The organism is Pseudomonas cannabina (assembly GCF_900100365.1).
GTDB classification, from domain to species: domain Bacteria; phylum Pseudomonadota; class Gammaproteobacteria; order Pseudomonadales; family Pseudomonadaceae; genus Aquipseudomonas; species Aquipseudomonas cannabina.
In genome coordinates this window covers 2,769,270-2,793,363 of record NZ_FNKU01000001.1, presented here as the reverse complement: position 1 = coordinate 2,793,363, position 24,094 = coordinate 2,769,270, and the positions used below count along the sequence as shown (strand labels likewise).

Here is a 24,094-nt window from a genome sequence, read left to right as displayed (position 1 = left end):
TATGGCCGTTGATAGCACTACATCAAACAGCGTTTTATCGACATTTTTGAATACGCTGCAAAACCCGACACCGACCAAGACAGACTCTACCGGCACGCTGGGCAAGGATTCGTTCCTGCAACTGCTGGTTACACAGATGAAGAACCAGAACCCTCTGGACCCGCAGGACAACACGCAGTTCGTGGCACAGCTGGCGCAGTTCAGCAGCCTCGAAAGCATGCAGAACCTGACGACGACGGTTGACACGATTGCCAGCAGCTACAAGTCGTCTCAGGCCTTGCAGGCCTCGTCACTGGTGGGGCGTTCGGTAATCATCGACTCGAGTAGCACTGCCGTCGACACCGCCAAGGGCCTGACCGGCTCGATCGTGGTGCCGGGTGCGAGTTCGCTGACGACGGTCAAAATATACGACGCGCAATCCAATCTGGTCGACAGTGTCGATCTGGGTGCGCAGAAAGCCGGCACCACCAGCTTCGCCTGGGACGGTACGGACTCAAGCGGTACAGCGATGCCATCGGGTACTTACACCTTCAAGGCTGAAGGCGCGATCGACGGCAAGAACACACAACTTTCAACTTACCTGCCCGCCACGGTCAACAGTGTCACGCTGGGTGTCAATGGTGCAGAAACAACGCTTAATTTGGCCAGTGGCAGTGTTGCCTTGTCCAAAGTTCAAACCATCGGATTGTAGAGCCGCTACGGCGCAGGAGTGAAACATGTCTTTCAATATCGGCCTTAGTGGGCTCTATGCTGCAAACAAGAGTCTCGACGTTACCGGCAACAACATTGCCAACGTGGCGACCACCGGTTTCAAATCGTCGCGGACTGAATTCGCTGATCAATACGCTCAGTCGATCCGTGGTACATCGGGCAAGAGCAGCGTCGGCAGCGGCGTCATGACTGCCGCCGTTTCCCAGCAGTTCTCGCAGGGCAGCCTGACCACCGGAACGGCCAACAGCCTGGACCTGGCGATTAATGGCGACGGCTTCTTCATGCTCAGCAACAACGGCGAGAAGCTTTACACTCGTGCCGGTGCATTCCACACCGACAAGGAAGGCTTTGTCGTCAACAGCAGCGGTATGAAGTTGCAAGGTTACAACGTTGACGCCGACGGCGATGTCGTGACCGGCGCGCTCAGCAATCTGCGTGTGGATTCCTCCAACCTGGAGCCCAAGGCGACGACCACGATCACCAACTCGGCCAACCTGAATTCGACGACTGCCTTGCCGTCCGTTGCGACCTTTGACGCGACCGACACCAAGAGCTACAACACCAAATACAGCACCCCGACCTACGACACTCAGGGCAATGCTCATACCCTGGATCAGTATTTCGTCAAGACCGGCACCAACACCTGGTCGATGTATTCGTTGATGGACGGGCGCAGCATCTCCGACCCGACGACCACCACGCCGGACAAGAATGACCTGACGTTCGATTCGTCGGGCAACCTGGTCACCACCGCCGGAGGTGCCGTTCCAACCGACAGCGCCAACGTCAAGTTCAACGCCGACGGTACGTTCTCGGTCAGTGACTGGGTGCCGGGCGTACAGGTGGGTACGGGCACGACAGCCACTTGGGCAGCGAATGGCGCGACTGGCGCAGCGTCCATCAAGCTGGACATGTCCGACATCACCCAGACCGCTTCGGTGTCGGGCTTGCTCAAGCAGGATCAGGATGGTTATGCCACCGGCCAGCTCAGCGCGATGAACGTCGACGCGACCGGCAATCTGTTCGCCACTTACACTAACGGCAAGTCTCAGGTGATCGGCCAAACTTCACTGACCAGCTTTGCTAACGTACAAGGCCTGGCACAGGCCGGTGGCACCAACTGGCGTGAAACGTTCGCCTCGGGTGTTCCGGTCAGCGGCGCTCCTCAGTCGGGCACGCTGGGTTACATCACCGGCCAGGCGCTGGAAGAGTCCAACGTCGACCTGACCATGGAACTGGTCAACCTGATCAAGGCGCAGAGCAACTATCAGGCAAATGCGAAAACCATCTCGACACAAAGCACTATTATGCAGACCACTATTCAGATGACGTAACAAGCGTCGTTTGCCACTGGTAAAAGAGCCTCTGTAAAAAGGGGCTTTTTTATGGGCGATGGATAAAGGTAGTTTGTTATTTGAGCAGAACTCAAAGTTACAGATTGCTCCCTCAACCTACTTGGAAACGTCCTACGCACGATGATGTGAGAATAAATCTCCTCTATGAATTGCCGTCAAGGCAAGGGAGTACTCATGTCATTCAATACAGCGATCAGCGGTATTCATGCGGCAAACAAAAGGCTGGAAGTAGCGGGTAACAACATTGCCAACGTCGGCACACTGGGCTTCAAGTCGTCGCGTGCGCAGTTTTCGGCGTTGTATGCATCTGCGCAACTGGGGGCTGGGACTAATGCTGTCGGGGATGGCGTGCGGCTTGCCTCGGTGCAGCAGAATTTCAATCAGGGTGAAACCGTTATCAGCTCCGGTAATCCGCTGGACATGCGTATTCAGGGCAACGGTTTTTTCGTGGTCAGTGATCAGGGCGCGCTGGCATATACGCGGGCCGGCGCCTTTCTGAAAGATGCCGAGAATTTCGTGGTCGACAGCGACGGCGGGCGCTTGCAGGGTTATGCCGCGAGTGACAGGGGCGAGATTATCCGCGGGATCCGCACGGACTTGCAGATCGACACGTCTAACGTCGCCGCCCGGGCCACGACCCGCGTGGCTGAAAACATCAATCTGGATGCCTCGCTGCCTTCGCTCGCCCGTTTGCCGACGTTCGACCCGGCCGACCCGGCGAGCTACACGCGGGTCACCACGCGTACCATTCAGGATGCGGGGGCCAGTCCGGTGCCCGCCGCCGATCATGAACTCAAGCAGTACTTCGTCAAGACCGAAGATAACCGGTGGTCCATGCATGTGCTGGTGGATGGGCGCAACCCGGTAGATCCCGACAGCGTGGCGCCGCTGCAGGTCAGCCTCGAACTCAAGCCGGACGGCTCGCTGTCGTACAGCGGCAACAGCCAGCACCTGCGCAAAGTCTCGGACAACGAATTTGCCTTGCAGGGCTGGGTGCCGGCCAAGGAGGTCAATGGCGCGTGGATGGCAAACGGTTCTGCCAACGGCGGGGTGGTTTCGTTGCCGCTGGACGATGCCGGGGTGAGTTTGCTTGATCCAGCCGATGCGGTCATGCACCGTCCGGTTCCGGACTTCAACCCCGCAGACCTGAACACCTACAGCAGAATGTTCGGCAATCAGATCTATGACAGCCAGGGCAATGCGCATGAGCTGAAACAGTATTTCGTGAAAGACGGCACTAACAGCTGGCGCATGCACGTGCTGATTGACGACCGAAACCCGCAACTGCCTGAATCCACAACGCCGCTGACCGCCAATATCGTGTTCGATGCCCATGGCTCGGTGGCGTCGCTGACCGGCAGCCCCGGCCTGAGCAGCAGCAATGGCAGTCTTCTGCAGCTCACGGGCTGGTCGCCGACGATGGTGGTCGATCCAGGCACAAGTCGCGAACGCTGGATCGCCAATGGGGCGGCGGGCAGTGCCGACGGCATTACCATCGACTTTACCCATCTGCTTCAGCACAACGCCGCCAGTTCACGTTCTTCAGCGTACGTGGACGGTAACTCGGCGGGGGAGCTGAAAAGTCTGGACGTCGGGCGCGACGGCATTTTGCGGGCCGGTTTCACCAACGGCATGACCAAGGACATCGGGCAGGTCGTGCTCGCCAGTTTTGCCAATCCCCACGGTCTGCAACCGCGCAGCGATACCCGCTGGACAGCGACCGCTGATTCCGGGGTAGCTGAATACGATAGGCCGGGCGTCGGTACGCTGGGCAGCATCGTCAGTGGCGGGCTGGAAGGTTCAAATGTCGTGCTGGCGGATGAGCTGATTGCCTTGATTCAGGCGCAGACGGCGTATCAGGCCAACTCCAAGGCGATTTCCACCGAAGTCACGCTGATGCAGACGCTGATTCAGTCCACTTGATCAGATCGAGCAGTCGGCCTTGATGAAGTGACCTTTCAATTGTTTCCAGCCCGGACCCGGACTGGTCTGGGCACAGACGATCCGGCTGTCGCCCTGCCATTTGTAGTAATGCGCAGGCGCAGCCTGGGCGAGCAGGGCGAGGGTGGTCAGGCTGGCTGCCACGAGGCCGACAATGCAGCCGCGAAAAGACATGGCGATTACCCGCTGAGGTCAGTGATGACAGGCAGACTATCACTGTCACTCAGGTTGTCTGCGTGCATCTGCGAAGTTTTTTTGGCGTTGCGTCGGGGTTGGCGTGAGGTGGGCGGCAGTCCGCCGCCGCTATTGGGTGGCACTTTGCCGAGAGGTAAACGCTTAGTGCCTGTTTTTGCTGGTAAATCAAGCATTTGTATCGAGCCTGACAAGTTGGTTCAAAAATTGCTTTAACCCTTTCAGAACAGCTACAGGCGGCAAGCGTCTGTCGGAGGAGGAAGACTGTGGACAAGTTGCTTTACGTCGCCATGAGCGGTGCATCCGAAAACGCGATTGCGCAGAAGGCTCACGCCAACAACCTGGCAAACGTCTCGACCAACGGTTTCATGCGTGACCTTGAACAGGCTCGCTCGATGCCGGTGTTTGGCGAGGTTATGCCGTCGCGTGCCTATGCCATGAGCGAACGTCCGGGGACTGACTTTTCCGGCGGTGCCATGGTTCAGACCGGCCGCGAGCTGGACATCGCCGTCAAGGGTGATGGCTGGATCGCGGTGCAGACGCCCGATGGTGGCGAAGCCTACACCCGCAGTTCCGGCATGAACATCGACGCCCTGGGCGTGTTGCGCGACGGCAGCGGGTTGCCGGTAATGGGCAACGGCGGTCCGATTGCCGTGCCGCCACAACAGCAGATCGAGATCGGCGCTGACGGCACGATCAGCATTCGCTCGCTGGGCGAGAGCCCGCAGGTGATGGCCCAGGTCGACCGCATCAAGCTGGTCAAACCGGACCTCAAGACCATGGAGAAGGGCCCTGACGGCCTGATCCACACCAAGACCGGTCGGCCTGCCGATGTAGACGCCACCGTTCAGGTCGAATCCGGCTTTTTGCAGGCGAGCAACGTCAACGCAGTCGAGGAAATGACCTCAGTGCTGGCCTTGTCCCGTCAATTCGAATTGCACGTCAAGATGATGAAGACCGCCGAAGAAGACGATCAGTCGATGGCTCGCGTCTTGCAACTTGGCTAATCAATGACAGCTTGCGCCGACAAACCGGCGCTTGAGGAGAACACACATGCTTCCTGCACTATACGTCGCCAAAACCGGCCTCGCCGCTCAGGACACCAACCTGACCACCATCTCCAACAACCTGGCGAACGTTTCGACCACAGGTTTCAAGAGTGATCGGGCCGAGTTTCAGGACTTGCTGTATCAGATCAAGCGTCAGCCAGGTGCTCAGTCCACTCAGGACAGCGAGCTGCCGTCCGGCCTGCAACTGGGTACCGGTGTGCGTATCGTCGGTACCCAGAAGAACTTCACCGCCGGCAGCCTGCAGACCACCAACAACCCGCTGGACCTGGCGGTCAACGGTCGCGGTTTCTTTCAGGTGACTCAGCCGGACGGCACCGTGGCCTATAGCCGCGACGGTACATTCCACCTCGACGCCAATGGCCAGATCGTGACCGCCAATGGTTACGCGCTCGAGCCTGCGATTGTCGTGCCGCAGGCTGCGCAGACCTTTACGGTCGGCCAGGACGGTACGGTGTCGGTCACCCTGGCGGGCGCAACGGCCACGCCGCAGATCATCGGCAACATTCAGACCGCCGACTTCATCAACCCGGCTGGCCTGCAGGCCATCGGCGGCAACCTGTACCTGGAAACCGGTTCGAGCGGCGCGCCGCAGATCGGCACGCCGGGCCTCAACGGCCTGGGTCCGACCCTGCAGAACACCCTGGAAAACTCCAACGTGAGCACCGTCGAAGAACTGGTCAACATGATCACCACTCAGCGCGCTTACGAGATGAACTCCAAAGTGATCTCTACCGCTGACCAGATGCTGCAAAACCTGACTCAGAACCTGTAAGGCGCTGATGCCGGCAAAACCGCTCAATCCGAAGGGGCGCCTTGATAAGCGCCTGTTACACCGCGAGGTTTCAAGTGTCATGAAGCGCCTTAGTGTTCCGCGTTTTTCAGTGTTGATCGCTTCATTGTGCGGGATCACCCTGCTGTCTGGCTGCGTTGCGCCGACGGCCAAGCCCAATGACCCTTATTACGCTCCGGTGTTACCACGCACGCCCATGTCGGCGGCTTCGAACAATGGCGCGATCTATCAGGCCGGCTTCGAGCAGAATCTCTACGGCGACCGCAAAGCGTTCCGGGTCGGCGACATCATCACCATCACGCTTTCCGAGCGTATGGCGGCGAGCAAGGCGGCGACGTCTGCAATGTCCAAGAACAGCACCAACAGTATCGGCCTGACCTCGCTGTTCGGTTCGGGGCTGACCACCAACAACCCGATTGGCGGTAACGACCTGAGCCTGAACGCTGGCTACAACGGTGCTCGCACCACCAATGGCGATGGCAAGGCCGCACAGAGCAACAGCCTGACCGGTTCGGTCACCGTGACGGTTGCGGATGTGCTGCCCAACGGCATTCTGTCGGTACGCGGCGAAAAGTGGATGACGCTCAATACCGGCGATGAACTGGTACGGATCGCCGGGCTGGTTCGCGCCGATGACATTGCGACTGACAACACCGTGTCGTCCACACGTATTGCCGATGCACGTATTACCTATTCGGGGACCGGAGCCTTCGCCGATACCAGCCAGCCAGGCTGGTTCGACCGGTTCTTCCTCAGCCCGTTGTTCCCTTTCTGATAGCGGGATAAACATGATCAAGCTCAAGCAACTGATAGCGGCGACCTTGTTGTTGTCCACAGCGTTCGGCGTCCACGCCGAACGCCTGAAAGACATCGCAAGCATCTCCGGCGTGCGGGCCAACCAATTGATCGGCTACGGTCTGGTGGTGGGGCTCAACGGTACGGGTGACCAGACCACCCAGACGCCGTTCACGCTGCAGACCTTCAACAACATGCTGTCGCAGTTCGGTATCAAGGTGCCCGCCGGTTCCGGCACTGTACAGCTGAAAAACGTCGCGGCGGTTGCGGTGTACGCGGACCTGCCTGCGTTCGCCAAACCGGGTCAGACGGTCGACATCACCGTCTCCTCGATCGGTAACTCCAAGAGCCTGCGCGGCGGTGCGCTGCTTATGACGCCGATGAAAGGTGTCGACGGTAACGTCTACGCCATCGCTCAGGGCAACCTGGTGGTTGGCGGTTTCGATGCGGAAGGTCGTGACGGTTCGAAAATCACCGTCAACGTGCCGTCGTCCGGGCGTATTCCTGGTGGTGCTTCGGTCGAGCGCTCGGTACCGAGCGGCTTCAATCAGGGCAACACCCTGACCCTGAACCTGAACCGTTCCGACTTCACCACTGCCAAGCGCGTCGTGGACAAGATCAACGATTTGCTCGGCCCGGGCGTTGCTCAGGCGCTGGACGGCGGTTCGGTGCGTGTGACTGCGCCGCTCGATCCGGGCCAGCGTGTCGACTACCTGTCGATCCTGGAGAATCTGGAAGTCGATCCGGGTCAGACCGCTGCCAAGGTCATTATCAATTCGCGGACCGGCACGATCGTTATCGGCCAGAACGTCAAGGTTTCGCCGGCTGCTGTGACACACGGCAGCCTGACCGTGACCATCACCGAAGACCCGATTGTCAGCCAGCCGGGCGCCTTGTCCGGTGGTCAGACTGCGGTCGTGCCGCGCTCGCGGGTCAACGCCCAGCAAGAGCTGCACCCGATGTTCAAGTTTGGTCCAGGCACCACGCTGGATGAGATCGTTCGTGCGGTCAATCAGGTGGGCGCTGCGCCCGGCGACCTGATGGCCATCCTCGAAGCCCTGAAACAGGCCGGCGCGTTGCAAGCCGACCTGATCGTCATCTGAGGACTCGCGCATGGACATGCCAAAGGGCGGAATTTCTTCAGCGGTCGACTCCGGTGCCTACACCGACGTCAACCGTCTGGCGGCGCTGAAGCATGGCGACAAGGACAGTGTGGAAAACCAGAAGAAGGTGGCCCGCGAGTTCGAATCGCTGTTCGTCAGTCAGATGCTCAAGGCCATGCGCTCGGCCAACGAAGTGCTGGCCAAGGACAACCCGATGAACACCGCGGCGACGCGGCAGTATCAGGACATGTATGACCAGCAACTGGCGGTCACGCTGTCCACCCGTGGCAACGGCATTGGTCTGCAGGACGTGCTGATGCGTCAGTTGTCGAAAGACAAGGGTATCCACCACGCCGCCCCGACCGATCCGGCCGACGCCGCCAAGGCTGCAACGGCGACAGACGCGGCACCTGCCAAGACCGGTCTGGCGACCAGTATTTACCAGCGTCCGCTTTGGGCGACGCGCTCGGCGGCGGCGGATCAGGTGGCTACCGCTGCGTCGGCTACCGGCGAAGGCCGCAACGACATGGCGGCGCTCAATTCGCGTCGTCTGTCCTTGCCGAGCAAGCTGACCGATCGGCTGTTGGCCGGCATCGTACCTACGGCGGCCACCGCTGTGAGCAACAGCCCTGCACCGGCTCGCGCGGCGTCCGGCATCACAGGCAACAATGGCGACTGGACGCTCGACCCCAACCTGGCGCCTGCGCCGCAATACGTGCGCTCGATGGCCCAGCCACCGCTGGCGCCGGCCAAGCGTGCGTTCAGCAACGCCGATCAGTTCGTCGAGACCATGCTGCCGCTGGCCAAGGAAGCCGCAGCGCGGATCGGCGTCGACCCGGTCATGCTGGTGGCGCAGGCTGCGCTGGAAACCGGCTGGGGCAAATCGATCATGCGTCAACAGGATGGCAGCAGCAGTCATAACCTGTTCGGCATCAAGGCCGCAGGCAGCTGGAAAGGTGCAGAAGCACGCGCCATCACCAGTGAGTTCCGTGATGGCAAGATGGTCAAGGAAACGGCGGACTTCCGTTCCTACGGCTCCTATGCCGACAGCTTCCACGACCTGGTCAGTCTGCTGCAGAACAACAATCGTTATAAAGAAGTGGTCAACTCGGCCGATAAACCGGAACAGTTTGTAAAAGAATTGCAGAAGGCTGGTTACGCCACCGACCCGGACTATGCCAGCAAGATTTCGCAGATTGCGAAGCAGATGAAGAGTTACCAGACGTACGCCGCTGCAACGGGCTCTTCCACGACTTTATAAGGTTTTAATCATGTCGCTGATTTCAATTGGGCTCTCAGGTATCAATGCCAGTAGCGCTGCGATCAACACCATCGGTAACAACACGGCCAACGTGGATACCGCGGGTTACTCGCGTCAGCAGGTACTGACCACAGCGTCGGCGCAGATCGCTCTGGGGCAGGGTGTCGGCTACCTCGGCACCGGCACCACGCTGTCTGACGTACGTCGCATCTACAACAGCTATCTGGACACCCAATTGCAATCGAGCACCGCCCTCAGCGCGGACGCTGTCGCTTACTCCGGTCAGGCCGGCAAGACGGATACCTTGCTGTCCGACAATGCGTCGGGCGTCGCCGTGCAGTTGGGAGACTTCTTCTCCAAAATGCAGGGCATCGCTACCAACGCCACCCAGGCTTCGGATCGCTCGTCGTTCCTGACCCAGGCGGGCGCATTGAGTGCGCGTTTCAACTCGGTCGCATCGCAGTTGTCCTCGCAGAACGACAACGTCAACGCTCAGCTCACCACCTTCACCAAGCAGGTCAATGAGCTGACCAACACGGTGGCGGGCCTTAACAAACAGATCACTCAGGCGTCCGTGGGCAATTCCACACCCAATACGCTGCTGGATTCACGCAGCGAAGCGGTGCGTCAGCTCAATGAGCTGGTGGGCGTCAAGGTTGTCGAGAACAACGGCAATTACGATCTCTACACGGGCACCGGGCAATCACTGGTGAGTGGCGGGACGTCTTACAAGATGTCGGCCTCGCCCAGCCCTTCCGACCCGTTGCAGTTCAATGTGCAAGTTGCCTACGGCCAGACCCAGACAGACGTGACCTCGGTCATCACTGGCGGCTCGATTGGCGGTCTGCTGCGTTATCGCAGCGAAGTGCTGGTGCCGGCGACCAACGAGCTCGGCCGTACAGCGATGGTGCTCTCGGACCAGGTCAACAGCCAGTTGAACCAGGGTATCGACAGCAAGGGCAATTTTGGTTCGAACCTGTATTCGAGCATCAACAGTGCGGATGCGATCACTCAGCGCAGCATCGGCAAGACCGCCAACAGTCTTGGCTCCGGCAATCTGAATGTGACGATTGGCGATACCAGCAAGCTGACGGCCGACGATTACGAAGTCACCTTCAGCGACACCTCCAATTTTACGGTGCGTCGCCTGCCTAATGGCGAGAGCGTCGGTGCCGGTGCGTTGAGTGACAATCCGCCCAAGCAGTTCGACGGTTTCAGTGTGAGCCTCAACGGAAATACCCTGGCGGCCGGCGACAGCTTCAAGGTCATACCGACACGCACTGGCGCGTCGGGGATCTCGGTGGTCATGACCGACGCCAAGGATATTGCGGCCGCCGCGCCTTTGACGGCGACAGCGGGTGCCAGCAACGCCGGCACCGGCAGTTTTACCCAGCCGGTACTGAACACCAAGTCAGATATTTACAGCAGCACCCGAACCGCCGATCTGCGCAACGCGCTCAAAGATTCCACCCCCATGAAGCTGGTGATGGGCGCGGTCAGCAGCACTGGCGTGCAGAGCTACAGCCTGATCAATGCGAGTGGCGGCGCAGTGCTCGATCAGAACGGTAACGCTGTGGGCGGTTCGATCATTCAGGGGCAGACCAACACGCTCAAACTGAACGTCGGCTACACCGATACCACGACAACGCCCGGCAGCAAGACTGCGTTTCAACTGGAAATGACCATTTCCGGCTCGCCGGTCGTCAACGATACGTTCAGCGTCGGCATCACCGGTTCGGGCTCGTCCGACAACCGTAATGCGCTGGCAGTGGTCGGCTTGCAGACCGCCAAGACCGTCGGCGTCGCCAATGGCGGCGCGGGTACCAGCCTGTCCGGCTCCTACGCTGACCTGGTTTCTGTGGTCGGCACGCTGGCGAGTCAGGGCAAGAACGACGTCACGGCCACGGCTGCCGTTGTCGGTCAGGCCAAGGCGTCACGCGATTCGGTGTCGGGCGTGTCGCTCGATGAAGAAGCGTCCAACCTGATCAAGTATCAGCAGTATTACACCGCCTCTTCGCAGATCATCAAGGCGGCACAAACCATCTTCAGCACGCTGATCAACAGCCTTTAAGGAATTGTGAGCCATGCGTATCTCGACTACCCAGTTCTACGAAGCCACGAACACCAATTATCAGCGTAACTACGCAAACCTCAACAAGACCAGCGAAGAGGTTTCCAGCGGTATCAAGCTCAATACGGCGAGCGACGACCCGGTGGGTGCCTCCCGGGTTTTGCAACTGGCTCAGCAGAACTCCATGCTGACCCAGTACGCGGCCAACATAGGCACGATCAACACCAATGTGGTCAGCACCGAGACGGCGTTGACCAGTATCATCGATACGATGCAGTCTGCTCGTGAAGAGATCATATCGGCGTCCAACGGCGTCAATACCGACTCTGAACGTCTCACCAAGGCTGAGTCGCTCAAACAGTATCAGGGTCAGCTTCTGGCGCTCATGAACAGCAAGGACGCCAATGGTCAATATATATTGGCCGGTTCCAAGTCCTCGACGCCGCCTTACTCGTTGAACGCCGATGGCTTTTACAGTTACAAAGGCGATCAGACCAGCGTCAACCTGGCGGTCGGCGATGGTCTGGTAATGGCCAGTAACACCACGGGCTACGAAGCATTCGAGCAGTCGGTTAACAGCACGCGCACGTCTGCGACACTGATTTCCCCGGCGACCGATGACGGCAAGATCGGCCTGAGTGCTGGCCAGGTGACGTCGACCCCGACCTATAACTCGAGTTATCAGGCTGGCGAACCCTACACACTGACTTTCCTCAGTGGTACGCAATTCAAGATCACCGATTCCACCGGCACTGATGTGAGCTCCGACGCGTCGTCTGCCGGCAAGTTTGGCAACAGCACGTTCGAGGCGCAGACGTTTACCTTTCGCGGTGTCGAAATGACCCTCAACGTCAACCTGCCAGCGGCTGACAGAGTGTCGGAAGCCACGGCTGATGCTGCACTGACCAATCGCAGCTATCAACTGTCTTCGACGCCAGACAGCGTTTCGACGTCGCGAAGTGCCGGTAATACCTCTACCGCTAACGTCAGCAGTTCGACCGTGGGCAACACGGCAGCTGACCGGACGGCCTTCAACAATACTTTCCCTACCGGCGGCGCAATTCTCAAGTTCACCAGCGCCACCGATTACGATCTGTTTGCATCACCGTTGACCAGCAGCAGTAAACCGGTATCGAGTGGCACGATGAGCGGCTCTACGGCCAACGCCTCCGGGGTCAATTTCAACCTCAGCGGTACACCTGCCGCCGGTGATCAGTTCATTGTGGAGTCTGGTACTCACCAGAACGAAAACATCCTCAATACACTGACGGCGGCGATCAAAGCCTTGTCGACGCCAGTTGACGGAGATCTGGTGGCGACACAAAAGATGAAGGCGTCACTGGACTCGGCGCTGGGCAACATCACCAGTGGCATCGCGCAAGCTTCCACCGCGCGTGCCAATGGCGGCGCGCGCCAGCTTGCCGCGAGTGCCCAGGGGACCACCAACGAGCTGCTCAAAGCCAACAACACGATCGAGCAGGGCACTTACGTGAACGCAGACATCGTCGAGGCGACCACCCGGCTGACGCTGCAGAAGACCATGCTCGATGCGTCTCAGCAGGTGTTTACCCTGCTGTCCAAGTTGAACCTGTTCAGTCAGCTTTGAGTTCTGACGTTGAGCATGCGCCGTCTTTTATCAGCGGTGAGGGGGACCGGCCGACTGGCGGGTTCTCCGCCGCTCACGAGTCTGTAATAGTGAATTCAGTCCCCCTCGTCAGTATCGTCATCCCCGCCCTCAATCCACGTTTCTTCCGTGCTGCGCTGCAAAGTGCTCTGGACCAGACCTACAGCAATATCGAAATCATTGTCTGTGACGATTGCCGTACCGATGAGATCAAAGTGATTTTTGACGAGTTGGTTTCTGCGGGCAGTGATCGTGCGCGTTACGTGGGCAACCCTCGGTGTCTGGGTTTTCAAGGGAATCTGCTCAAGTGCCTGGAAGAAGCTGATGGCGAGTACATCAAGTTTCTCTGCGATGATGACCGCCTCTACACCCATTGCGTTGCGCATCAGGCGCAAACCCTGGATACGTACAAGGATGTTCAGCTGGTTGTCAGCAAACGCCATCTGGTGGACGTCGATGATTATGTACTGCCGGCGCGCATGGAAAACGTCGGTCTGGTGCCGTACGACGCCGTGTTCAAAGGCGAGGACATGCTGGCGATTTTCGAGCGCACGCCACGCAACTACCTGGGCGGTTTCAGCGGCGCGCTGATGCGCCGTGCCGACGTGCTGGAATACCTGCCGTCCCTTGCTGTGCCAGGACAGGGCTTTGTCGCATTGCTGGATTTCACGCTGTTTATCTGCCTGCTGCGACGTGGCAACCTGATTGTGCTGAACAATGTGGAGAGCGTCGAGCGGCTATACCCGGGTAGCTTTAGTAGTCGGCCAGACATGCTGCAAAAAGCTACCACCGAATGGGGCTGGCTGAACGAAATGCTCAAGGCACGCAGTGGCGAAGGCGCACCTGCCGACGGCTGGGTTCGTTTCCTGCCATTGCGAATGGCGCTCGAAGAGCCGCGCGAGTGGGATGAGGTCGGCCTTTATGGGGTGATGGCCAGTCGTCAAGGCGTCATGATGAGCCGGGTCGGCAGCCGCAGTGACAGCTACGCAGAACTGTACGCCGAGTGGCTGTCGTGCCGCCAATTTTCTGCTCCGCAAAAGAAGCTGCTCGAGCGACGAATCGGAAGCTGGGCCTGGCAGCCGCGCATTGTCCCGGTGATCATCGATCCCGAGGGCGACGTCGAAGGGCTGGACATCACGTTGCGCAGCATTGCCGAACAGGATTACGCCGCCGACTCAGTAGTCGTGCTGACCAATGCTAACGTTGATGACCCGCAGGTGCTGCGTTTCTCTCTGCAGCCAGACTGGTCGCGGCAGTTAAATGACGTATTGCCGCTGCTGGACAGCGCCGACTGGGTTTATCTGCTGCGGGCCGGCGACCGCCTGACGCAGCCTGCGCTGCTGGTGCTGGCCGAGCGCATCGCGCAGACCTCCGGCCTGTTGTGCATCTACAGCGATGAAGGGGCGTTGGTCGACGACGAATCCAGAGAGCCGATTTTCAAACCCGGTTTCAATCTCGACCTGCTGCGCGCCTATCCTTATGTCGGGCGCACGCTGGCATTTGAACGCCGCAACTTGCTGGACATGGGCGGGTTCGATCCGGCCCACGATGAACTGGCCCCGCATGATGTCATCTGGCGTCTGGTCGAGGGTGCAGGGCCACAGACCATCGAGCACATCGCCGAAGTTCAGGTCGAATCGCGCCTGGCGTTTGCCGACTGGCTGTCGCTGCCTCAGGTCATCGAACACAACGAACCGCTGGTATCGGCGCACCTGACGCGTATCGGCAGGGAGCATGTGATTCACCATGATCATCTGCCGCTGCTGAATCGCGTCGAATACCTGCATCCGTCGCTGCCGCTGGTGTCGATCATCATCACCGCCAGGGATCAGTTGACTGCTCTGGAACGCTGTCTGGACAGTCTTCTCAGCAACACAAGCTACCCGCATTACGAAGTGCTGATCGTCAACAACGCCAGCGAAAGCGCCGAGGCGCAAGCCTGGTTTGCAGCAATGGGCCAGTTGGGCAGTGACAAGCTGCAGATTCTCTCGTTGTCTGACGCGGGCAGCGAAGCCGCGGCGCAGAACCATGCTGCCCGCCATGCCCGTGGTGACTACCTGCTGATGTTCAGCCCGCACGCCGTTATTTATCAGGCCGGCTGGCTGCAGGGAATGGTCAGCCATGCTCAGCGCCCGGAAGTCGGCATCGTTGGCCCGCGTATTCTCAACCCGCAAGGCACTATTCTGTACGCAGGCATGGTGATGGGCATGGACGGTCTGGCCGGGCGGCCCTTCATCAACTTTCCGGCGCAGGCGCGCGGTTATATGCAGCGTCTGCAACTGACGCAGAACTGGAGTGCGGTCAGCGGCAATTGCCTGATGGTGCGCAAAGAAGTATTCGACACCGTGGGCCAGATGGAAGCCGCCACCTTCACTCAGGGCCTGCAGGATCTGGACCTGTGTTTGCGGGTCAGGCGCGAGGGTTACCTGATCGTCGGCACACCCGATTCTGCACTGGTACTGTCCGAGCCTGCTGCCGCTGAACGCAACGAGGCATCTCGTCAGGCGCTGGATAACGAGCAGAAATCGTTCTTCCAGAAATGGTTGCCGAAAATGGCCAGGGATGAGGCGTACAACCCTAACCTGCATCTCAACGAAACGCTGTCGTTCGCTCTTAACCCTGGTCTGCTGGTGGGCTGGGATCCGTTCTGCAGCCGTCATCTGCCTTCCATTCTCGGCATGGCGGTCAACTCTTCGGCCGTGGGGCATTACCGGGTCAGCCAGCCACTGCTGGAGCTGATGGCCGCCGGGCGGGTAGTGGGTCGCATGACCTACGAGACTGCATCGCCGGTAGAGATAGAGCGCCAGTCTCCCGACGTGATTGTCTTTCAGGGCCGCTACACCGAAGCCAAGGTTCCGGATATCGAGCTGGCAAAGAACTACTCGAACGCCATGCGTATTTTCGAACTCGACGATTACATTGCCGATGTACCCGAGCGCAACGAGCACAGGCGCAACATGCCCGACAATATCGGTGCGATGCTGCGCAAGGGTATCGGCCTGTGCGACCGTGTGGTGGTGTCGACACACCCGCTGGCCGAGGTGCTGTCGAGCATGCACAGCGATATCCGGGTGGTGCCGAACATGCTGGCGACCCAGCTGTGGAGCAACCTCAGAAGTCAGCGCCGCAGTTCCGGCAAGCCGCGTATCGGCTGGGGCGGGGGCACCAGCCATCGGGGCGACCTGGAGTTGATTGTCGATGTGGTACGTGAGCTGGCCGATGAGGTGGAGTGGGTGTTTTTCGGCATGTGCCCGGATATCCTCAAGCCCTTCATTCACGAATTTCATACTGCGGTCAGCCTCAAGACCTATCCGGCCAAGCTGGCCAGCCTGAATCTCGATCTGGCACTGGCGCCGCTGGAATTCCATATCTTCAACGACTGCAAAAGTAATCTCAGGCTGCTGGAATACGGCGCGTGCGGCTACCCGGTCATTTGCTCCGACACCGAGGCCTATCGCGGCCATCTGCCGGCCACCCGCGTGTACACCAACAGCCCGGACGAGTGGTTGCAGGCGATTCGCATGCACCTCTCCGATCCCGATGCCAGTTACCGTATGGGCGACGAACTGTGCGAGACCGTGTTACGCGACTTCATGCTGCGCGGTGAAAACCTGCAATATTGGGCTAACGGCTGGCTGCCGGACTGATCCGATCGTTTGATCACGCGCCAGCGGATGGCTGGCTGGCGCCACGTTACGCTCTTGCTTCAACGCCTGCTGCGGGTTGAAGGCGCACTCGATTCGTTATAAGGAAAGATCATGCAAAACCATTCGGGAAATGAACACACCGCTCTGAATCAGCGTCTGACCTTGCTGTTGGTGGCCAAGGAGCAGCCGGATTTTCTGCGCCGCGCCTTGAAGTATTACAGCGACTTTCCCTGCAGCGTGGTGGTGGTCGACGCATCCGGCCAGCCGGATGCCGATATTGCGGGCACCTCCGGCCTGCTTTATGTGCAGCACCCAGCGCTGACCGAGGCCAGCCTCAGCGCCAGGATTGCCGAGGGCCTCAAGCATGTCACCACACCGTTCGTGGTCCAGGCGCCGGTCGACAGCTTCCTGCTGGCAGACGCATTGAATGCTGCTTTGAGCTTTCTTGAAGCCAATCAGACCTACGGCGCCTGTCAGGGCTACAGCCTGAACTATCAAGCCCATGTCGATAAAGTGGATTATTTCCGTCGCGATCGTAAGACCTGCGAAGACTATGCGTCCGATGACGCTGGCGAGCGCGTGTCGAGTTTCATGGGCCAGGGCCTGTCGTTGCTCAGCGCAGTGACGCGGACTGAACTGGCGCAGCAGTGGTTCGCTTCGGTTGCTGAAGACACCGAGCTGCATTGGCAGGAAATCGGTCACATGAGTTATCTGGCGGCGGCTGCGCGCCTGCGCATTCTGCCGATTCCGTATGCGCTGCATTTCACGCCGGGCAAGGACGCAGAGCAGCGCCATGGCGCTGGCATTGTCGCTGCGGTCAGGCATGTTGATCCCAAAGCCAAGGCGACCCGAGAGGCATTTGCCAAGAAACTGGTTTCGGTATTGGGCGACGAATCGGGCCTGAATGGCACGCAAGGCGTACAGCACATCCTGGCCGGGCTCGCTGCCATGGCGGAACGTCTCAAGACTGAGGGGTTTCAGGCGGATGAAAAACTCATCAGCGCGGTCTGGAACGTTGCCCTTGAGCAGTCGGACGCGTTGTTCGAACCTCGGCAGTTCGTTGAATTGCCGTTTTACAACCAGCCACTGTTCGACGAGCTGGCCCACATCGAATTCCTGATTCACGTCATGCCGGCAGGCCGATTGCAGATGGAGGCGCTTGAAGCGGCTCTGCTCAAACAGGCCGAATTGCTGCGCGAGCAAAGCAACCCGGATGCTGAAACGAAACTCAGCCGTCTGTGGCAGGCCTACGAGACCTACGCGTTCAATCTAGGCCTCGTGCAGAGCCTTGCCAGAGAACTGAGCAGCAGCAAAGAAGACAAACACAGCGAGGAGCAGCTGGCGCTTGTTTCTGCCTGGGGTGAGCGTTTGCAGGCCGCTTGCGCTTTTGACAACGGCCGACTGCTCGATGGTATGGCCTCTGGCCGGCTTCTCAACTGGCTCGATTCGCGTAATCCGACCCCTGACGCCGTCAAGCAGATCACCGAAAAGCTCGCCAGTGCACCGGCCGGCTCGCAGATCGGTATTTTGCTGCTGGACCTGGACGCAGACATGTTCAAGCTCCAGGCAACGTTCGACAGCCTGATCAACAGCCATTACAAGGCGTTCAAAGTGGTGGTGTTCACGACGGGAGAGTTGCCGGCAGTCACCACATTGCACAACACCCTGCATTTCGTGAAAGTCACCGAAAGCAATTACGTCGACAAGATCAATCAGATCATCAAACAGTCCCCCAGCGACTGGCTGATGCTGGCCCAGGCAGGTGAAGAGTTCACCCGCAGCGGCCTGTTGCTGGCCAGTGCCGAGCTGGTTGACGCGGCCGAGTGCCGCGCGGTGGCGGTCGACGAAATCCAGCGTCAATCCAACGGCACCCTGGCCCCGGTGTTCCGCCCGGGTTTCAATCTGGACCTGCTGCAAAGCCTGCCCGCCCTGATGGCACGCCATTGGCTGATCCGCTGCGATGTGCTGGTGGAGGCGGGCGGCTATTCGCGTGAATTACCCAAGGCGCTGGAATTCGATCTGCTGCTGCGCTTGATCGAGCTGGGCGGCATGAGCGGCCTGGCCCATCTGAGCGAGCCGCTGCTGATCTGTGATGCCCCTGCGCTGGAAGACAATCCCGACGAACAGAAAGCGCTCAAGCGCCACCTTGGCAAGCGGGGTTATCAGGCTGAAGTCACTTCAGTGCAGCCCGGCACTTACAAGATCGATTATCGCCACACCCATCGGCCACAGGTGTCGATCCTGCTGCACAGCCAGGACAACCTGGCTGACTTGCAACGCTGCCTGCAAAGCGTCCTGCAACGGACCCGCTATCAGCGTTACGAAGTGCTGATCGGTGACAACGCCAGCACGTCTGCCGAACTGTCGACCTGGCTCGACAGGCAGGAACAGGTTTCCGGTCGCGTGCGCGTGCTCCGCGCCGCGCAGCGCATGAGCCCGGCGGCCCTGCGCAATCTGCTCAGTCAGGAAGCCACGGGCGAATACCTGATCCTGCTGGATGCTGAAAGTCAGATCGTCAACGTCGGCTGGATCGAATCCCTGCTCAATCAGGCGCAACGCCCGGAAGTGGGTGTGGTGGGCGCCAAGCTGGTTGACCGTGAAGGCGCGGTGACACAGGCCGGCCTGATTCTGGGCCTTAATGGCGGCGTAGGTTCTGGCTTTGTCGGCGAGTCGAAGACATCCACCGGCTACATGCAGCGCCTGGTGGTGGAGCAGAATTATTCCGCCGTTTCATCGGCGTGCCTGATGATTGCCAAGGAACTGTATAACGGGCTGGGCGGGCTGGACGAGGACGCATTCGCTGAAGCGCTGGGCGATGTGGATCTGTGCCTCAAGGCCGCTCAGGCCGGTTACCTCACCGTGTGGACGCCGCATGTTCAGGTGGTGCATTCCGGTGTCGTGCATGCGCCGGAGCACGCGCGCGCTGCGCTGATGGACAAATGGTCGGCGCAGTTCGCCCAGGATGAAGCCTACAACGCCAATCTGGATCTCGACGGTCCGGGCTTCACTCTGGCTGGCTGAGCCGCCTGCGCGTGTGAAACCGGCTGCTTTGCAGCCGGTTCTCTGCTTTTCAAACCTCTTCGCAAGGGGCCGCCTGTCAGGCTCGCGCGCGCTTTTCCCCGACGCAAATTGACGCAAAGCATGCAAACTGGAGTGACCTGCAGGTCATAAAGTGCATCTTCACTGTAGTGTGTTACAGGGAGCGACATGCGCCTGACTTGCTTTAACGTGCCAAGCGCCCTGAAAATGTCTGTAAATCACCTCTATTCGGTAGCGCCCTGATTTTGTCAGGACGGAAAATGACCTGTTTACTCATCGGGAAGCCATGATGATTGGCATTAAAAGCATAGCGAGTTACGTGCCTGTTGCAGGTGTTGATAACTACGCTCAAGGCGCCAGATTCGGCAAGGATGAAGACTTCATCCTCGGGAAGATTGGCTCCACGTTCCTGCCGCGCAAAGACGCTGGCCAGGAAACCTCCGATCTGTGCGTTGAAGCGGCCAATACGCTGTTTGCCAACAACCCGCAGCTTCAGCGCGAAAGCATTGATGTGCTGATCGTCGTCACTCAGAACGGCGACGAGGAAGGTTTGCCGCATACCGCGGCCATCGTCCAGGACAAACTGGGCCTGTCGACCAATGTCGCCGCGTTCGATATTTCTCTGGGTTGTTCCGGCTATGTCTACGGTATTTATGCGCTCAAAGGCTTCATGGAGGCGGCAGGCCTGAAGAACGGTCTGCTGATCACCGCCGACCCGTATTCGAAAATTGTCGATCCGGAAGACCGCAACACCACCATGCTGTTCGGCGACGCGGCCACCGCCACCTGGATGGGCGAGGGCGCTGACTGGCAATTGGGCAAGGCGAAGTTCGGCACCGACGGTTCCGGCGCGCCGCACCTCAAGGTCAGCAACGGCATTTTCTTCATGAACGGCCGTCAGGTGTTCAATTTTGCCTTGTTGAAAGTGCCTGCGCATCTGCATGAGCTGTTGGCCGAGTCGGACCTGACGCCTGATGATATCGATGCCTTTTGCATTCACCAGGGCAGTGCCGCAATTGTCGACGCCGTTGCGCGTCGTTTCGAGGACAAGCCCGAGAAGTTTCTCAAAGACATGGTCGAGACAGGCAATACCGTGTCTTCGAGCATTCCGCTGCTGATTGAAAAGCACGTGCTGGGCTCTTCATGGAAGCGGGTCGCCCTGAGTGGCTTTGGGGTAGGACTGTCCTGGGGGTCTGCCATTATCTATAAAGGCTGAGTCGACAAAGCCCCACAAAAAAGCGCCTGCGGATTATTCCTCAGGCGCTTTTATATTAAAGAGTGAACCACGTCACAGTTTGAACTTTGGTCCCTGACGACCCTGCTTGTCCTCCCTTCTTAGTATTGATGAATTTCTCGCTTTCCAGGCGTGTGCTTATGCGCCAAGCCCTTGTTTTATAAGGGGTGGCAGTGTGATGGCAAAATATTAAAAAAAAACACTCAAGCAACCTGCTATTGCGACGATAACTATTACGAAGGTTCTCTAGGCACACCCGGCAGCTTGCAGGGGCCGGAAGCCACGTAGTACCAAACCACCGAGGAATTCATCATGGCTTTAACAGTAAACACCAACGTAACATCGTTGAACGTCCAGAAGAACCTGGGCCGCGCTTCTGACGCACTGTCGAAATCGATGGAGCGTCTGTCCACCGGTAAGAAAATCAACACCGCCTCGGATGATGCTGGTGGTAGCGTAACGCAAACCAAGATCACTTCGCAGATCCGCGGCCAGACAGTGGCAATGAAAAACGCCAACGACGGCATCTCGATCGTGCAGACCACTGAAGGTGCACTGCAAGAGTCGGTCAGCATTCTGCAGCGTATGCGTGAACTGGCTGTTCAATCGCGAAACGACAGTAACAGTTCAGAAGGTCGTGATGCGCTGAACAAAGAATTCGCGCAGATGAGTCTGGAACTGACCCGTATCGCTCAAAGTACTAACCTGAACGGCAAGAACCTGCTCGACGGTTCGGCCAGCACCATGACTTTCCAGGTGGGTGCAGACTCCGGCGCTTCGAACCAGATTTCGGTCACTCTGAGCGCCAGCTTTGACGCAAACACCATGGGTGTCGGTTCGGCAATCACCATCGTCGGTTCCAACAGTGCTGCTGCAGAGACCAACTTCTCCGCCGCGATCGCTGCAATCGACTCGGCTCTGTCGACCATCAACAACACCCGTTCCGATCTGGGTGCTGTACAAAACCGTCTGACCAGCACCATCTCCAACCTGCAGAACATCAACGCCAACGCCAGTCAGGCACTGAGCCGTATCGAAGATACCGACTTCGCTGCTGAAACTGCACAGTTGACCAAGCAACAGACTCTGCAACAGGCTTCCACCTCTGTTCTGGCGCAGGCTAACCAGCTGCCATCCGCTGTACTGAAACTGCTTCAGTAATATCGGCATGAGTTTTAGCGGGGGAGTGCTTAACAGTGCTCTCTCGCTTTTTTACTTTCAGAGGTGATGGTCATGGATATGAGTGTGAAATTGACCTTGTCTTATCCGGCCGTTCAACCGGCAAGTCAGGCTGCTGTGGCCGACCCGTCGGTCGATAAGCCTGCCGATGCCAGGCCCGTAGAGCGTGTTGCTGCCACGGCCGAAAGTAAAGGTTCTGATCTGCCTAAGGATAAAGAAGGTTCTCCAGACGACGCCAAGGTCAAGGCGGCCGCCGAGGATATCCAGAAATTCTTTCATACGGTGAATCGTAATCTTGAGTTTTCGATCGACGAAGACTCTGGCAAAGTGATCGTCAAGGTGATTGCAAGCGACTCCGGTGAAGTAGTCAGACAGATTCCCAATGCAGAAATCCTGAAACTGGCCGATAGCCTGAGTGATGCGAACAGTTTGTTGTTCCGCGCCAAGGCCTGATCGCCGGTACGGTATTTGTTGTCGGGTTACGAGCCTCTTGAAAAGGCAGTACGGCCCGCGACATTTTTGAAGGGAGAAGCACCATGGCAAGTCCGATTGTACCTACCACAGGCCTGGGGTCAGGTCTGCAAATCACTGCAATTGTCGAAGGGCTGGTGGCGGCTGAAAGAGCGCCGAAACAGACCCAGATCGACCAGCAGACATCTGCTACCAAAGCGTCGCTGTCAGGCGTTAGCCAGCTGACGTCCGCACTTGCCGCGTTCCAGAAGACTCTGGATACGCTCAGTAGCAGCACGCCTGCGTTTCAGGGTTTTGCCGCTACGTCATCCAACGATGCAATGGTCAAGGCCACGGCGAGCAACACGGCCGTCAATGGCACCTATGCCATTAATGTCACCAACCTGGCTTCTGCTTCGAAGGTCTCCACAGCTGCGCTTACTTCGGCGCAAGCCAGTGCCATTCCGAGTGGTACTCTGGAAATCACTCAGAATGGCACTACCCAAAAGGTTGAGATTGGTCAGGCTTCCACCCTGCAAGAGGTGCGCGACCAGATCAACTCGTCGCTGCAGGGCAAAGGTATTACTGCCAACATCATCAATGACAACAACGGCTCAAGGCTGGTGTTCAGTTCGACCACTACCGGCGCGGGCAGTGATATATCGGTCAAGGGTGCAGCGGGCCAGGAAGCGTTGAACATTGACGGCACCAAGCTGATGAAGGACACCAGTACGGCGACCGATGCAAGTGGTAATCCGATTCCTGGTGCGGGAGCGATTATCGATGTGGCGAAGGATGCCGTGTTCTCTATTGATGGTCTGAGCCTGACCAGCAAGACGAATACAGTAAGCACCGCTATTTCCGGTCTTTCATTTGATCTGATTGCGCCGAGTACAGCGGCTGCGTCAACCACCACTATCACGGTGGCCACCAATACCGAAGGCTTGAAGACGTCGCTGCAGTCTTTCGTCGACTCCTACAATACTCTGGTCACGCTGGTCGGTTCTTTGACCAAGGGCTCTGTCGCTGCCAACGGTGCCTTTACACCTGCGTCTCTGACCGGTGATGCGACGCCGCGTGGCTTGCTGGCAGCGGTGCGTGACCAGATTGCTACCGCCACATCGAATTCCGGTCTTGGCTCTCTCGCTCAGTTGGGGATCAAGACCCAACAGGCTGACGGCAAGTTGTCACTGGATACAGCTCAGTTGACCACGGCACTGGTCGACAAAAAGCTTGGTGGGCAGATCCAGGCGTTGTTTAATGGCACCGGCGCTAAAAAAGCTGACGGCACGCTGGTGGATGGCGGTTTGATCGCACGCATGAGTAAAGCGCTCGAACCCTACACCAAGGCCGATGGCATTCTGGCCACCAAGACGACCAGTCTGAACAAGGTGAATGCAAGGCTGGCCAAGGATCAGGAAGCGCTGGAACTGCGTATCACCTCGTTGACTGAGGTGTTGAAGGCGAAGTACAACAAGATGGACCTGCTGGTCGGTCAGCTCAGAGCGTCGAGCAGTAGCATCACGTCGATCTTCGAGGCGATGAACGCTCAAAAGAGCGCGTCATAAGCCTTTTTACCGAAGTGCCAAGAACCCGACCCTGCGTCGGGTTCTTGCTTTTGGGCTAAAGTTT

17 protein-coding genes are annotated in these 24,094 nt (G+C 58.5%); 16 read left to right on the top strand and 1 reads right to left on the bottom strand.

Going from position 1 to position 24,094, the window contains the following annotated elements; translation table 11 throughout:
* The first annotated feature begins 1 nt into the window (after position 1).
* From flgD to BLT55_RS13025, 3 genes are all read left to right on the top strand, one after another.
* Positions 2 to 691: a flagellar hook assembly protein FlgD gene (flgD, locus tag BLT55_RS13035; protein ID WP_055001211.1), complete on the top strand. Its 690-nt coding sequence runs from the start codon at positions 2 to 4 to the stop codon at positions 689 to 691.
* Between the two features lie 25 nt (positions 692 to 716).
* Positions 717 to 2,045, top strand: coding sequence for a flagellar hook protein FlgE (gene flgE / locus BLT55_RS13030; protein WP_055001210.1), 1,329 nt, complete (start codon positions 717 to 719; stop codon positions 2,043 to 2,045).
* A 195-nt stretch (positions 2,046 to 2,240) separates the two neighbouring features.
* Positions 2,241 to 3,989: a flagellar hook protein FlgE gene (locus BLT55_RS13025; protein ID WP_055001209.1), complete on the top strand. Its 1,749-nt coding sequence runs from the start codon at positions 2,241 to 2,243 to the stop codon at positions 3,987 to 3,989.
* Here BLT55_RS13025 and BLT55_RS13020 read toward each other — a convergent pair whose 3' ends face one another.
* The gene (locus BLT55_RS13020; RefSeq protein ID WP_007252068.1) at positions 3,990 to 4,181 is read right to left on the bottom strand and encodes a hypothetical protein; all 192 of its coding nucleotides are present in this window, start codon (positions 4,179 to 4,181) and stop codon (positions 3,990 to 3,992) included.
* A gap of 284 nt (positions 4,182 to 4,465) precedes the next feature.
* Here BLT55_RS13020 and BLT55_RS13015 point away from each other — a divergent pair, with 284 nt between their 5' ends.
* From BLT55_RS13015 to fliD, 13 genes are all read left to right on the top strand, one after another.
* Positions 4,466 to 5,206 carry a flagellar basal body rod protein FlgF gene (locus BLT55_RS13015; protein WP_007252070.1) on the top strand — a complete coding sequence of 247 codons (741 nt, stop codon included), beginning with the start codon at positions 4,466 to 4,468 and terminating at the stop codon, positions 5,204 to 5,206.
* Positions 5,207 to 5,252: 46 nt separating this feature from the next.
* The gene (flgG, locus tag BLT55_RS13010) at positions 5,253 to 6,041 is read left to right on the top strand and encodes a flagellar basal-body rod protein FlgG (protein ID WP_005890056.1); all 789 of its coding nucleotides are present in this window, start codon (positions 5,253 to 5,255) and stop codon (positions 6,039 to 6,041) included.
* A 79-nt stretch (positions 6,042 to 6,120) separates the two neighbouring features.
* Positions 6,121 to 6,834, top strand: coding sequence for a flagellar basal body L-ring protein FlgH (gene flgH, locus BLT55_RS13005; protein ID WP_042914008.1), 714 nt, complete (start codon positions 6,121 to 6,123; stop codon positions 6,832 to 6,834).
* Between the two features lie 13 nt (positions 6,835 to 6,847).
* Positions 6,848 to 7,957 carry a flagellar basal body P-ring protein FlgI gene (locus BLT55_RS13000; protein WP_007252072.1) on the top strand — a complete coding sequence of 370 codons (1,110 nt, stop codon included), beginning with the start codon at positions 6,848 to 6,850 and terminating at the stop codon, positions 7,955 to 7,957.
* Between the two features lie 10 nt (positions 7,958 to 7,967).
* Positions 7,968 to 9,218, top strand: coding sequence for a flagellar assembly peptidoglycan hydrolase FlgJ (gene flgJ / locus BLT55_RS12995; RefSeq protein WP_055001208.1), 1,251 nt, complete (start codon positions 7,968 to 7,970; stop codon positions 9,216 to 9,218).
* A 10-nt stretch (positions 9,219 to 9,228) separates the two neighbouring features.
* The gene (gene flgK, locus BLT55_RS12990; RefSeq protein WP_055001207.1) at positions 9,229 to 11,289 is read left to right on the top strand and encodes a flagellar hook-associated protein FlgK; all 2,061 of its coding nucleotides are present in this window, start codon (positions 9,229 to 9,231) and stop codon (positions 11,287 to 11,289) included.
* A gap of 13 nt (positions 11,290 to 11,302) precedes the next feature.
* Positions 11,303 to 12,895, top strand: a complete 1,593-nt coding sequence (locus BLT55_RS12985) for a flagellar hook-associated protein 3 (RefSeq protein WP_055001206.1) — start codon at positions 11,303 to 11,305, stop codon at positions 12,893 to 12,895.
* Positions 12,896 to 12,984: 89 nt separating this feature from the next.
* The gene (locus tag BLT55_RS12980; RefSeq protein WP_055001205.1) at positions 12,985 to 16,560 is read left to right on the top strand and encodes a glycosyltransferase; all 3,576 of its coding nucleotides are present in this window, start codon (positions 12,985 to 12,987) and stop codon (positions 16,558 to 16,560) included.
* Between the two features lie 111 nt (positions 16,561 to 16,671).
* Positions 16,672 to 19,581 (top strand): TIGR00180 family glycosyltransferase, encoded by a 2,910-nt coding sequence (locus tag BLT55_RS12975; protein ID WP_074800512.1) that lies wholly within the window; start codon positions 16,672 to 16,674, stop codon positions 19,579 to 19,581.
* A gap of 307 nt (positions 19,582 to 19,888) precedes the next feature.
* Positions 19,889 to 20,815, top strand: a complete 927-nt coding sequence (locus tag BLT55_RS12970) for a ketoacyl-ACP synthase III (protein ID WP_054080229.1) — start codon at positions 19,889 to 19,891, stop codon at positions 20,813 to 20,815.
* Between the two features lie 330 nt (positions 20,816 to 21,145).
* Positions 21,146 to 21,994: a flagellin domain-containing protein gene (locus BLT55_RS12965; RefSeq protein WP_007252080.1), complete on the top strand. Its 849-nt coding sequence runs from the start codon at positions 21,146 to 21,148 to the stop codon at positions 21,992 to 21,994.
* A 72-nt stretch (positions 21,995 to 22,066) separates the two neighbouring features.
* Positions 22,067 to 22,465, top strand: a complete 399-nt coding sequence (locus BLT55_RS12960) for a flagellar protein FlaG (protein ID WP_007252081.1) — start codon at positions 22,067 to 22,069, stop codon at positions 22,463 to 22,465.
* 83 nt (positions 22,466 to 22,548) lie between these two features.
* Positions 22,549 to 24,030, top strand: coding sequence for a flagellar filament capping protein FliD (fliD, locus tag BLT55_RS12955; protein ID WP_055001201.1), 1,482 nt, complete (start codon positions 22,549 to 22,551; stop codon positions 24,028 to 24,030).
* Positions 24,031 to 24,094: the final 64 nt, after the last annotated feature.